Source organism: Glaciecola sp. SC05 (genome assembly GCF_041380235.1).
GTDB lineage: Bacteria > Pseudomonadota > Gammaproteobacteria > Enterobacterales > Alteromonadaceae > Glaciecola.
The window spans coordinates 41,857-55,166 of record NZ_JBGIYY010000019.1; the positions used below are offsets into that span (position 1 = coordinate 41,857).

General features: G+C 43.3%; 7 protein-coding genes. 3 read left to right on the top strand and 4 right to left on the bottom strand.

Annotated features, from left to right (window positions below):
• Positions 1-223: 223 nt before the first annotated feature.
• On the bottom strand, positions 224-2,050 hold the full coding sequence (locus AB9H30_RS15975) for a winged helix-turn-helix domain-containing protein (protein WP_371195712.1): 1,827 nt from the start codon (positions 2,048-2,050) through the stop codon (positions 224-226).
• Positions 2,051-2,843: 793 nt separating this feature from the next.
• Between AB9H30_RS15975 and AB9H30_RS15980 the strand changes: the two genes are divergently transcribed.
• Genes AB9H30_RS15980 through AB9H30_RS15990 form a run of 3 tightly spaced genes read left to right on the top strand, consistent with a single transcriptional unit; the run spans position 2,844 to position 6,560 of the window.
• The gene (locus AB9H30_RS15980) at positions 2,844-4,103 is read left to right on the top strand and encodes an HlyD family secretion protein (protein ID WP_371195713.1); all 1,260 of its coding nucleotides are present in this window, start codon (positions 2,844-2,846) and stop codon (positions 4,101-4,103) included.
• Entirely contained in the window at positions 4,103-6,307 is a 2,205-nt protein-coding gene (locus tag AB9H30_RS15985) for a peptidase domain-containing ABC transporter (RefSeq protein WP_371195715.1), read from the top strand. The genes AB9H30_RS15980 and AB9H30_RS15985 overlap by 1 nt, the downstream gene beginning before the upstream one ends.
• 31 nt (positions 6,308-6,338) lie before the next feature.
• A complete protein-coding gene (locus AB9H30_RS15990; RefSeq protein ID WP_371195716.1) occupies positions 6,339-6,560 on the top strand; it encodes a LuxR C-terminal-related transcriptional regulator in 222 nt (73 codons plus the stop codon).
• Between the two features lie 83 nt (positions 6,561-6,643).
• On the opposite strand, the gene AB9H30_RS15995 is transcribed toward AB9H30_RS15990, so the two are convergent.
• The 3 genes from AB9H30_RS15995 to AB9H30_RS16005 form a co-directional block, all read right to left on the bottom strand.
• A complete protein-coding gene (locus AB9H30_RS15995; protein WP_371195717.1) occupies positions 6,644-10,615 on the bottom strand; it encodes a translocation/assembly module TamB domain-containing protein in 3,972 nt (1,323 codons plus the stop codon).
• Between the two features lies 1 nt (position 10,616).
• Entirely contained in the window at positions 10,617-12,446 is a 1,830-nt protein-coding gene (locus AB9H30_RS16000; protein WP_371195718.1) for an autotransporter assembly complex family protein, read from the bottom strand.
• 263 nt (positions 12,447-12,709) lie between these two features.
• Entirely contained in the window at positions 12,710-13,228 is a 519-nt protein-coding gene (locus AB9H30_RS16005; protein WP_371195719.1) for a hypothetical protein, read from the bottom strand.
• Between the last annotated feature and the right edge of the window lie 82 nt (positions 13,229-13,310).

Here is a 13,310-nt window from a genome sequence, read left to right on the forward strand (position 1 = left end):
CAAACGCGTTTGCTCGCGGTGTTAGTTAGGCGAAGACGTTCAATCTTCGATTCTTGTAAGCAACTCACCCGGCAAACTAAGCTCACGGTCTTGACGAACCGACATCGAGTACACATGATGCTACGCTCTAAATCCTGACGGAAAGCTAATCATTCCTAAAGAAAACCTAAAGAATTGTTTTAAGGTTAAATTTTATATAATAAATTCAAATATTTATGTTTTATTAGGGGCAATAAGAAGGGCGTTGTTTATGGTATTCAATAAAGTGGCAATAATCTGGCCATTGTCTGTTTTCTTGCCAATAGGTGAGCATTCCAACATCTGTGAACAAATTAAGGACCTCTTCAGAGTTTTTAAAATTAAGCAAGTTTACTGAGTATTCGTATACTAGGTATGATTCTGGATTTAGGTAACCATGGATGAACTTAAAATCTCTAATTTGGCCATTGCTTAGGTTATTATTTATGCGAACCAATAATTCCTCGAACATACCAGCGCTAAGGGCTAAATTAAAATCAAGAAAGGGCATGTTCCTAATTATGGCTTTCGCTTCTTCTGTATTCATGGCCATAAGTGCATCGATTACCTGAGCATGTTGAAGGTAGACGGGGTGTTGCTCTAATAGCTCTTCTCGTAAACCGAGATAAGCTGAAGTATCTCCTTTCATCATAGCGACCTGAACTTTCAAACTTAAGGCATCAAAGCCTCTATTTTCTCCCAGAGACTCGACAACTTGTGCCTGAGAATATGTAAGTTCAATATTTCCTTGATGGCTATAAATGATAGCTAAATAGCTATGCATCAAAATCGACAATGGAAAATAATCAAGATGTTTTTCAACAAGCTTTGCTGCTTTTTCAAAATACCCAATATGCAGGTAAAATTCAGCAAGCTCTCTGACGCATATCACGCAAGCCGGAGCGTATTCAACAGCCGCTTTTAGAACCTGTTCATACTCCGCAAGACTAGCCTCAGTCACATTAAAATTATAAGACACAGCCATTGTTACAGGGTGATCAGGTGCTATCGCTTTGGCCTGTTTTAATAATAGCTCGTATCGAGTTAGAAATTTTTGTCGCTCTTCAATGTTGGTTTCGTAAAGGCTTAGGCTTCTAATCGCAACGGCTTGTTGAATAAACGCCATGACAAAGTCAGACCTTTGGCTCAATATTCTGTCAAGAATTTCAATTGCGTCGTTTAAATTGTCCTGACCTCTTCTATTGATAAGGTATATTGCGTGTTGATATTGGACTTGTAAATCTGCAGGCAATTTTACAAATTCAGGGGCTTTCTTCGAGCTATCTATCTTGACTAGAATTTGTGAAAGGTCTTCAGCCATAAGTATGCGGTCTGACCGAGTATCAAAATTTCGGATGCCCTGCCAAACTACGAGACCATCGCTGTCGTTTATCTGAATGTTTACAATGTTATTATCGCTAGCGTTTTGTTGTGCCTTATCTATGATAATTTCGAATTCATTTTCGTTGGCACCGGGGCTAAGAACAATCTTGCTGGGAAAGCCATTTATAGAAAGAACATCCTCTGCAATATTTTTTGTAAGAGCGCTTGCTTCAACGGTTACGGGATTTGCTTCTGCCACCACCTCTTTTTGAAAAGGGACCAAAGCGACGTAAATCCACCAAGCGACTAATGCAAATATCATCATGCACGCAATAGTAATATAAGCACCTTGGCTTTTTTCATTATTAACATTAGCCCCTTTATTACTTTGGGTACTGCTCGAAGTGGCTTTGACCAGCAGTTGATATCCCCTGCCGTGTATTGTTTTTATGTATTGTGGATTTTTAGGACTATCGCCAAAAATCTTGCGTAATTCAGAAATACAGCGCGTTAAACTTTCTTCTACCGTAAATCGGCCACTCCACACTATTTGCATGAACTCGTCACGACTAACTACTTGCCCATCTCGCTCGATTAACAAGAGCAACACAGACATGGTTTTAGGCTCTGTTGTATGTGCATTACCAGATTTCGTATTTGTTACTGTGCGATCTTGGGGATCTATTTCCCAGTGTGCTATTCGAATCATTATTACCAATTAATATTTACAATCTGTGAGGTTTCATTATTAAGAGCTTAAGCTCATGACACCTTGCCACGAAAGTGTTTTTTGCCAACTGATAAATAAATTATCAGAATCCTACCGTTAAGTAAAAGAACCCCAATATTTAAGTTGACCTGTTACTATGGGTATTTTTCTTCGGGTCAGTCTTCAGTATGAAATAAATCAGAGCTGCCACTTTAGGGCATGGATCAAGCCGCCGTGATTGATGACTTCATGATTCAAAAAGACTTTGACCTTGGCGCTTAACACACGCTGAATGCCGTATGCCCTACCTTGGAATTGGCCCTGGCATAACGTCGTAAAAATACCAACTAAGGCAAAAGGTAATTAATCCAACAGCCGTGGATACCAATCCGGCACAACCAGCAATTAATAAGATTTTAGTTTGAGTCATATTGCCTAGTTTGTAACGGCCTAAAGCACTCTAGCAAATAAACGAGGCTAAACAGACAAAAAAGACAGCTGTCTTTTTTATAGGAACGTAAAAAAAATTTGCTGCTTTTTAAATTCATATCATAGACATTACATTCGCTTCTAAAGTGCCCCCTCAAAAATGAGACACACGCCGATACGCTGTTAATTTTAAGCGCTCCCTAAGCAATGCAGCCAGCATCGGCCTTTGCTAAATGCCCTCTTAAAAACTGGACATAGAGGTGCTGGCTCTCAATTTTAGTATTTGTTGGCTTCACTGTAACTGCCACCTTTTGCCCAAAGATTTACGCTGAGCTCATCAAAAATTGAGACAGGATAAGCAAAAGTGAAAGCAAACAACACTTTATACCGAGAGTCAGCCTGGCAAGCTTTAAGTCTTCAGCAGCATGGCCCAGCTTTATTAACACCATCGTTTAGAGCGTGGGTGATTTGCTCTGCCTTGCTGATTTGGGTGGCGGCAATGATTGCCATGCTAATTAACCATTCTTTTACTGAAAAAACTACCGTCGTAGGCTACATCACGACTCAACAGCCTAGTGTCTCAATTAGTCCTAAAGAAAGTGTGGGAGTGATCACTCAGGTCTATGTTCAAAATGGTGATACCGTCTCGCAGGGACAGCCTCTGCTCAGCGTAAAACGGCCTAGCCTTTTGATTATGGGCGAGCAAAACCTTGCAGAACAACTGCTTCAGTTGCAGTATCAACTCCAGCTAATGCAAGACACTCAGCAAGAACTCGCCTACGAGAACCAGCAGCAACAAGCATTTTTATCTCAGCAGCTCATATCAGCAGAGCGCCAGCATAAAGCCATCACGCAGCAAATGCGATATCTGAATCAACGTATTGAGATGGCGCAACTCGATGTACAAAAGCTCGATGGCTTATATGCTCAACAGCTCGTTAGCCTTAATGCATTGAACGCTGCTAAACAAACTTTGCTTAGTATGCGCCAGCAGCAGGCACAGTTTACTCAGCAACTCTCTGACAATGATATTACGCAAACGCAATTAAGTGCCCAATACGCGAAGCTAGCGCAACAAGTAGCACAGCAAAGCACCCAAACCGAGCTACAGCAACTTCCTGTCGAACAGCAAATTAAAGATCTCCAGAGTCAGCACAGCTATACCATTTACGCCACTCGCGACGGAATAGTCAATAATTTACATGCTCAAGCAGGTGATGACATCGGGCGCTTTAGCGTGTTGTTAAAGCTCGCACACCCTGATCAAGACATGCAGCTGCAACTAGCGGTACCCGCAAGTGCGGCCGGTTTCATTGGCACTTCGCAAGATGTCCGAGTGCGTTTAGATGCCTTCCCCTATCAAAAATACGGTACATTAAACGCGCAGATATCCGAAGTCTCTCAAACTATTACCCTGCCTAACGAAACTCATGCGCATGCCATTTCTATTCAAGAGCCGGTGTTTATGGTGCGCGCACGCTTAGTCCAAAACTATATCGCAGCCGAAGGCGAACAAATCCCCTTAAAAGAAGGAATGACTGTGCAGGCTGACGTGGTTCTGTCGGAGCGTTCATTGTTTGAATGGTTGCTCTCTCCGCTGTATAGCATGAAAGGGAGTTTGTAATGAATACACAAAGTCTATCTCACCAAAACATCACCCGCGCATTGCACTTCAGCTCTTTTAGACGTTTCAAGTTGGTGATGCAAAATGAAGCCAACGAGTGCGCAATGGCATGCCTAACCATGATTGCTAACTTCTATGGAAACGGCATTAGTCTGTCGCAGCTGCGCCTGGATTTAAACAACGACGGTCAAGGCGTAACGCTGAAAACCATTATTGAACAAGCCGCACGTATTGGCATGTCGTCACGCCCCTTAAAAGTCCCCTTAGAGGAGCTTGACAAACTGCAGCGTCCCGCCATTTTGCATTGGAATTTTTCACACTTTGTGGTGCTCACAAAGGTTAGCCGCAAAGGTATATATATTGCCGACCCAGCCCTCGGTAAACGATTCGTACCAATCAAAGAAGTCGATCAAAGTTTTACCGGAGTGGCACTTGAGCTGAGCCCTAATCAAGACTTTACCAAGGTAAAACCAGAGCATGGCCTGCGTCTCCGTGACTTTGCAAAAAACGTGATCGGCATAAAACGTCAATTATTGATACTGCTTGGCTTATCACTGCTGCTGCAGCTGTTTGCCGTAGCGTCACCGTTTTATATGCAAACGGTAGTCGATGAGGTGCTCATTAAAGCAGACAAAGCTCTGCTAATGGCACTGGCCATGGGTTTTGCTTTGCTGCTTATTATCGATACCGCTACGCAGTTTTTACGCGAGCGTGTCATGTTGGCGTTTTCAATGCGTTTTAGCTTGATTTTATCATCAAGCGTATTTTCGCATTTGCTTTCATTACCAGTCCCCTATTTTATTCGACGGCACATGGGTGACATTGTTAGTCGCTTTGATTCAGTGCAGCACATTCGCGAGTTGATCACGTCGGGAATTGTGACAGCCATTATTGATGGTCTGATGGCTCTCATTACCCTAGCCGTAATGCTCGCATACTCTTTTAAGCTTACTTTGGTGGTAATTGTCGTAGTGATATTTTACAGCCTGCTGCGCTGGCTATTCTTTTACCCAGTGCGCCGACTTAACAAAGAGACCCTCTATGCTGATGCCGAACAGCAAAGCTATTTCATGCAAAGTATTAGGGCCATTCGTACGTTAAAATTAGGCAACGCCACAAATGCCTCGCATGCTAAATGGCTGAATAAATTTACCGTTGCCATGAACAAACGCATTCATCTGGCTAGGTGGAATATTCGTTTTACCACTATTAATAAGCTGATGTTTGGGATAGAAAACTTAGCCGTTGTCTATTTAGCTGCGTTGCTAGTGCTTGAACAAAGCCTAAGCGTCGGCATGCTGTTTGCCTTTGTTAGCTATAAAACTCGCTTTGTCGAATCCATGAGCAGCTTAATTGATACGTGGATCGAATTTAAAATGCTGAGCGTTCACCTTCAGCGCGTCTCTGATATTTTACTCAGCAAGCCAGAATTGACTCATCAACTACAGGCTCAACAATCTTTGCGGGTAGCAACACTTGCCAACAAAAATGCAGAGCAAGGTGCTGATGACACTGCAGCACTCACAGCAACTGCGCATATTGACGTGAGAGCGCTCAGCTACCGGTATGGCGCTGATTTGCCCTATGTTTTTGAAAATGTCAATTTCAGGCTAAATGCAGGCGAAAGTCTTGCCATTATTGGCCCAAGCGGCTGCGGAAAGTCTACCTTACTGAACTGTTTGCTAGGCTTACTAGAGGCCAACAGTGGTCATATTTTTATCAATGGTCTGAAACTTCGCCCTGAAAACCGCAGTGCACACGGTATCGCTGCAGTGCTGCAAGATGACCAACTTCTCTCGGGCAGTATTCTCGAAAACATCAGTCAATTTGAAGACAACATCAACATCGAAAAAGCGGTGATGTGCGCACAAATCGCCTGCATTCATGACGATATCATGAACATGACTATGCAGTATCAATCCACTATTGGGGATATGGGAGATGCGCTCAGCGGCGGTCAAAAGCAGCGCTTATTGATCGCTCGGGCTTTATATCAGGAGCCTCAACTGTTGCTGCTCGACGAAGCGAGTAGTCATTTAGACTCAGCCACCGAGCAACAGCTCAATGCACACTTAAGCCAATTAAAGATAAGCAAAATTATGATTGCGCATCGCAGCGAAACCATCGCTAGTGCGCAACATATCATCAAGCTGTCAAAAACCGGCGTTCAATACATCGAACGACGCGGGCGACAGCAAAACTAGCAACGCTATATGACAAATAAAGGAGATATTTATGTCATTTTTAAAACATAGAGAAGTATTGTCAAACCGTGAAAAGCAAATCGCCGAGAAAATCTTGGAGGGCTTGCCTAACAAGGTAATTGCTAATCAGCTATTTATCAGCGAGCGTACCGTCAAGTTTCACTGCCACAATATCTATCGCAAACTTGAGATAAGAAACCGCTATTCGCTAATGGCAATTTACTATCAAGATATGATGGGACAAGCTGCTTGACCCTTAGTTTTTCGGATAGTAATTTAAGGCTAGGCGCATTTTCGCTGGTAAAGTGCTTTTTGCTAAACAGCGTAAAATGCGCGCTAGTCTGCCTGTCCTCGTGAAATCTGATAAAACAAATCTACCGCACTGGAGGCACCACTTTTTGCCTCAATAAATAACTGCGGCATAATTTGATATTTCAATATCACTTCACTGGCTTGGTCTAACACACCAATACCATAGGTAATTTGAATGTCCTCAGCGATTCGACCGGTTATTTGCACCTGAGAGTTGTCGCCAGCGCCGGCGGTTTGCATATTTAGCGAATCAAAGCCTAAGGCATCCCCTAATTGTCCTAATCTGTTTTCACTGCGTCCTACCCCAAAACTCACTAGCGCGTTAATCAACGCTGTTTCGGTACTCGAACCGGCATTCGCCCCTCTGGTACTGAGGTCTCTACCTTGCAGTAGATATGAAAGTTGTTTCGCTTGCGTCATCGGCGGTTCAGAAAATAGCTCAACTCTTGGGACTACAGGGTTGCCCGTAACGTGCAAGCCAGCAATCACGTCGCCCTCAGTATTGAGGGGATTGCGGATTGCCCGAATATCAAATTGCGGCAAACTTGGCTCGCCATTAAAGAATATCTTCCCAGCTCTGATCACGAGCATTTGACCGTAGGCCTCATAGCTGCCATCTAATACATTTACTTGTCCGTTTAGGGTCGTACGCATGGGCTGAAAAGAATCATCTGTAGTACTGCGTTTTTGTTCAAGATTAAAGCTTAAATCTCCTGATAATGTCGCTTCCAGGTCGAGCGCATCGACTGTTACAAAGCCCCTTTTCGCTTTATCTATTTGAATGTTTAAATCAATATCCATGGCTAAGGGAACAACGGGCTCAGGAGTTTTTTGACCAATAATTATGGTATCTGACGAAGGCATTCTGGCATTTTCAGGTAGCTCCTCAACTTTGATTTGTGCGCTTGGGATCGCTACCACCCCTTTTAACATTAAATCGCTTGGCGATATCTTAAACGTTAAATCGGGTGATATTTGCGCTTTACTGTTACTAAAAGCAAATTGCATATCTTTGCCACTTAGCGAGCCACTTATGCTAAAGGGAGCGGCGAAGGTAACATCGGCATTATATGTGCCTGTTCCTTTGCCTAGCTGAAAGCTGCCCTGCATTGATGCCATCTGCCCGGCAAAAATCATCGTATGATTGAAATCGCTCAGCGGATAAGTGTAAGCATCGAGGATGAGCTCTCCTGAACTGACCGTTAACTGGCCGTTTAAGACAGGCTCGATTAATGGTCCATCAAAGCCTATGTCAGCATTGACCATGCCCAGTATGCTCTGCGTGCTCGGAATAAAGCGCTGAAATAAGTTAAGATCAAAATTATCAATGACCAGCCGTCCGACATGATTACGTTGCTCTGGCCTCAAATCAAGTTGTGAACGTAAACCAACGATACCGGTTCTCTCACTTCCCGCGTGAACAACTGTGCTAAGTGTTTCGTTTTCTACCGTAAAATTAGCGATGATCGCGGTTAAATCAAGGGTATGCCTAGTTGTTTCTAAAACACCGCCAATAATATTGTTATATGCTTTTAGGTTGAGACCCTTTGCTTTTGAATAATGAACAGTGACATTGCCTTTTAAGGGTAAAGAAGTATCTGGCAAGACCATCTCTGGAGTGTAATGGCGAGGAATGCTGGCGATATCATAGGCAATATCAAGTAAGCCAGTGCCGATATCATCCGCGAAATTTAGATCGCTAAAACAAATACTGTCTTTGGCATTTTCTGCGATCCAGCAGTGGTCGCCCAAACTGTAAGATTTGGCGGTGACGTTGGCAACAATCGCGGCTGCATTGTCGATAGTCAATGTCGAAAACGGTAACCGTATTTCACCCGCTAGCCATCTGCCCCGCCAGCGAGTGACCTGCTCATTTAACCTTAGGCCTCCGGTAAAAGTATTACTCGCTGAAAAATCTTTTGTTTGCACATTTAAGCTGACTCTGTGTTCGTCTTGATTACCGCTTGCTCTAATATTAGATGAGTTGACTACAAAGGTATCAATCGCAAGTTCCGCAATATTGATTTCTAAAGCAACTGAATAATTGTTGTTTGCGTCTATAGTTAAATCGATATTGGCCTGTTCTAAACCAATATTATCGTATAATAAAGCGGTAACACTCGATACCAAAGCAATCTTCGGCGCGCTCAAACTGCCGCTCATGCTGCCCTCTAGCTCAATTGCACCTGCCAGGTCTTTATCAAACTGACTGGCATCGGGAACGTCAGCGCTAAAGCTAAGCTGGCCCATAGTTGCCAACATATCTTCAGTATTTAAGCGCAGGTATTGTGTATGTGGAAGCGTAAATTTACCGCTGGCATTGAGCTTGCTGTCGGCTTGGTCAAAGGCCAATTGCTTGATATGTATAACACCATTTTTTGAGATACTGACATCACACTTGGCCGACAGCGGAAAACCCGCAAAACTGCCCTTGAGGTTTTTACAGATAAGCTCTCCACGCATCCACTTTTCGGTAAATTCGTGTGTCAAAGAGAGTTGACCATTAATGTTTGATGCTAAGTCAGGATTGAAAATACCCAAATTTAAGGCATTCAAACTCAGTTTTAAGTCAGACATAATCGCCAGAGGATTGGGACTGGCTTTTAATGTTTCTAGTCCAGTGTTCCCAGAAAGAGAGACCTTGCCAAGCTGACCGTCTGTTACAAACTTTTCGATGGCCATACTTTGTTTAGCCGGTGAGATGATTGCCAATAAAGATAAACTCGACAGCCCTGTTTCCGCAGATACCGAGCTAATCAGCTCGGTTTGAACAGATATGCGGTAGGACTGCCAATCTCCGTCAATACTGAATGAAGCACGGCTAAGGTCAATATTAAAATCAGCCTCTAAAAAAAGCTTTAAGGGTGAAAGCTCCTCAATATTGCCCGCAAATACAATTGGAAACTCAGACGCAGCCCAGTCACCTTGTAAACTAGCCTTGAGCAAGGGACTCCTAACATTTTCTCTGACAACCATGGCTTCAAAGTCTGTGCTGCTTGCATTGCCCAGTGCAGTAAAAACGAGTTCCGCCTGTTTATTAGTATTTTGTTGCTGAACCAAACTGGCGCGCACATTGTGGGCCCAATTATTCGCTATATTCAACTTCGCCTGCAGGTGCAGTTGCTTGGCAAGGATGCCGTTTGACCCTAACAAGGCCTCAGCTTCTAGTTGCAACCTTGCATCGACACTCTGATTTTGTATATCAACAGCGGCGCTTTTCAGTGCCATGCAATTTTTAGGGTCCGGCTGAACGTCAACCTGCCAACACAATCTGTTCACCGCCGCTTGCCTTAGACGCATGTTTACCGGAATAAATACTTCAGGCAATGCGATGCTCGGCGCGGTTTTGAGCATATCTTGAAGCATCTCTAAGGAAAAAGCGGGCCCCTCAGCGAGAGCTTGTGCAGGTGCTGTAACTTGAGCAGTTTGCTTAGCAAAAAGCCGTATATCATCAACCAAAAGCTGGCCGATATTCACGCGCTCAAAAACTGATATCTCCTTAACATTTAGCTTAACAATTGCTAACAGCTTATGCGCCTTTTTATCTGAACCATCTGCAAGCGTTTGAGAAAGGGTAAACTGGTTGATTGATATATTTTTGATGTCAACCGGTATCGGCAATGTAATGTATTGTGTAGCGCTTTGTTCAAGCTGGTCAACCTTCGCCACTGGCAAGGTAACATCCAGTTTGTTCACACGGAGATGGCTTAAACATGCGGCAAGATCAAGGGCACAACTGAGCTTAATATCAATTTCAGCGTCGCCCGCATTAATGTTGACTCCTTCATCGATATTCAGTTGAATGCTATTAATAAAGACCTTTGAATATAAGCTGCCTTTTATCCCTTCTATACTGACGCCATCGACTTGATTGGCAAAATACGCAGCTGCCCGCAGTCCGTAATTACTGCCTGCGGCTAGGACCAACAAAACAGATAACAAACAAAGCGTTAAGAATGCTAGGGCGAGGTATTGAGTAAATTTACGCATGCTCATATTACAAGCCCGGTCCAATCACGAGGTGAATCCTAAAGGTTTTGTCAAAATCACTGACGCCTCTTGCTGCGTAAATTCTCACCGTACCTATCGGTGACAGCCAGTGCATACCAATTCCATATCCATAGGTCAGGTTTGATAATGGATCTTCGCTGGCGTTGCCTACATCAAAGAAAGTAGCCGCTCTGAATTTTTCAGCGACCGGATAAGCATATTCAACGCTCGCCACTGCCAAATATTTTCCGCCAAGTAGTATGGTTGTCTCTTCATTATCTTCTAACACAACATCAAAATCCGACACTTCGTTTAGGCCAAAGCCTCGAATACTTTGATCGCCGCCCGCAAAAAATCGTTGCGAGGACGGTACTCTAGTAAAGTCACTAGTAGAAATTGCGCCAGCATCTGCTCTTAAAATAAAGCGGTGCTCACCCAGTTCTCTTATCCATTTAGTTCGCGCCGTCACTTTAAAAAAATCAATATCAGATAAGAGTGATTTACTTCCACCCTCTACCGTAATTTGTTGCAAGTCTCCCCATGTAACAAAAATATCTCCGCGTTTGCGCGTACGGGTATAAGTGAAACCGGGTAGCAATAGCCTGGTTGTCTCCTTAGGAGCTAAACCCTGAACAAACGATTCTTGTTCAAATTTAAGAAAGGCGATTTTATCCCACTCTTCGTCTTCCACCGCTCCCCATTGGCGCTGCACCGCGAGACTTATGGTATCACTCAGTGTTTGGTTTTCATCAACCTGTCGGTAACTACCCTGAATGTTAAAAAAATCATTTAAAGGATTTGCCATAGGAATACGATAGTTCAACTCAGCCGACTTTCGGGGCCGAGATAGATATAAGCGGGCATCAATTGAATGTCCGCTTGAATTAACCCATGGGCGCGACCAGTCTACCGTAAATCTTGGACCTGTATCGGTGGATACTCCCACGCCAAACTCGAAGGTGTCTTTGGGTTTTGGCGTCAAAATTATCTCGATGGGTACTTTGAAATTTTCGGCATTTTTTGCATTCGCACGAGCAATTGCGCTATTAAAATAATCGGTACTTTGCATATCAATAGAGAAATCACCCAGTTTACTTTGGTCAAAATACTCACCCTCTTTAAACGGTTTTACATTACGAGCAATGTCTTGGCCGCGGGTTTCTTCTAAGAACTGAAGTTCACCAAATTGATAGCGCTGACCCAGGTAAAAAATCCAGTGGATAATGACTTTACTTGGAATATTGCTCGTTAACGCCTGCTCTGAAGGTGCATTTTGTGAGCCGCTCCCAGGCTGCACAATAAGCTTGTGAAGCGGAAAGCTAAAATCAAAATATCCATACAAAAGAGCGAAGGTTTTTAGCCGGTTTTTGAGGTTTTCGTAACGCGCATGGTCAATGGGCTTGCCGCTTAGCTGCTTTACCTGCTCTATCACCATACTTAGCTGGCTTGGAAGCGCGGTTTGGTCGGTTTGAGCAACATCGTTAATCATCACAACACGCTCCACTATTGCCACAGCGCCTAAAGTGACTTTCACTGCAAATACCACTTGGTTTTTTGAGGCCACGTCTGCGGGGTCAACTTTGACAAAGCGTAAATTGTTGATCACCACCGCAGCGTCATAGTAACCAAACGCCTGCAAGGCTTTTTGGATTTGTGAGACTAGGGTAAGTTTATATTTATCCTCATTGATTCGGCCTAGCGGGGTTTCGACCTCTGAGAGCAACAGGCGCACGTTTTTTTCTAAATCGCCGTTGTTAATGCCGGTAATTTCGATTTTGGCTTGGGCAACGCTCGCTCGCGGCATAAGCGCTAGCATCAACACTAACAACATAGCCATTAGCCAATTCAGTCTTACCAGAAAAATAAAATGCCCCTTTTTAAAACTATTCTTCAGAACAGTAATAAATCGCTAAAAAACCAATTAACATATCTACTATGCAATGGAAGCAAAGCTACACAAGGATGTGTAAATCTCTGTTCCTTCTTTAGTGTCTAGTTTATCACTCGCAATAAAATAGCTCTACGTGCAAATGCATAGTGTCGATAAATATGAGGCAAACATAAGCTGAAGTAGTTCAGATCAGCGGTTAAATCGATGGTTTAGAGAAGTTCACCGAACCAAGGAAGCGCGCTAAAACCAAACCATATGAAAAATACCGAATAAAACCCTAAATAAGTGAATAGCGTTGGCTGTTTGCGATAACGCCAAAACATAATGGGTAAGGCCATTATAAAACCTAAATTCAGTGCAGTAATTGCAAAAGTATGCACCATTCCTTGATGCTCGAGACCGTGTTGAAAACCGAAAGCATTGAACATCACAGCTAAAAAAGCAGTGATGGTCACAACGATCACGCCCAGATTGGAAATAGTTAAGTCTTTAGCGCTGCCTTTCAGCATACAAACAAAAAATACGGCGCTAATTGGTACTGCTCCCAAAAATGCAGTGACGAAGTGGGGTAAATCTAAAATACTGGCAAGTAAGGAGGGAATAACCACAGGCATTGAAAAGGGTGAGTAGATCGCAGGGCTTTGTGCGCTAACGCTTAGCATTGAACATGCACAAACCAAAATAGTGCAAGCTAGTATCGCCTGAATTCTATAAACACTATTATCCATGCTTTACCCCTATTCGATACGCCACAATATTTATGGCTATATAAAAATAGGCTAACGTAAACAAGCTCGTTAACCTATCTTA

Coding starts and splice junctions, on each gene's coding strand:
- AB9H30_RS16000 (WP_371195718.1), bottom strand. CDS start 12,446: ATGGCTATGTTGTTAGTGTTGATGCTAGCGCTTATGCCGCGAGCGAGC.
- AB9H30_RS15975 (WP_371195712.1), bottom strand. CDS start 2,050: ATGATTCGAATAGCACACTGGGAAATAGATCCCCAAGATCGCACAGTA.
- AB9H30_RS15995 (WP_371195717.1), bottom strand. CDS start 10,615: ATGAGCATGCGTAAATTTACTCAATACCTCGCCCTAGCATTCTTAACG.
- AB9H30_RS15985 (WP_371195715.1), top strand. CDS start 4,103: ATGAATACACAAAGTCTATCTCACCAAAACATCACCCGCGCATTGCAC.
- AB9H30_RS16005 (WP_371195719.1), bottom strand. CDS start 13,228: ATGGATAATAGTGTTTATAGAATTCAGGCGATACTAGCTTGCACTATT.
- AB9H30_RS15990 (WP_371195716.1), top strand. CDS start 6,339: ATGTCATTTTTAAAACATAGAGAAGTATTGTCAAACCGTGAAAAGCAA.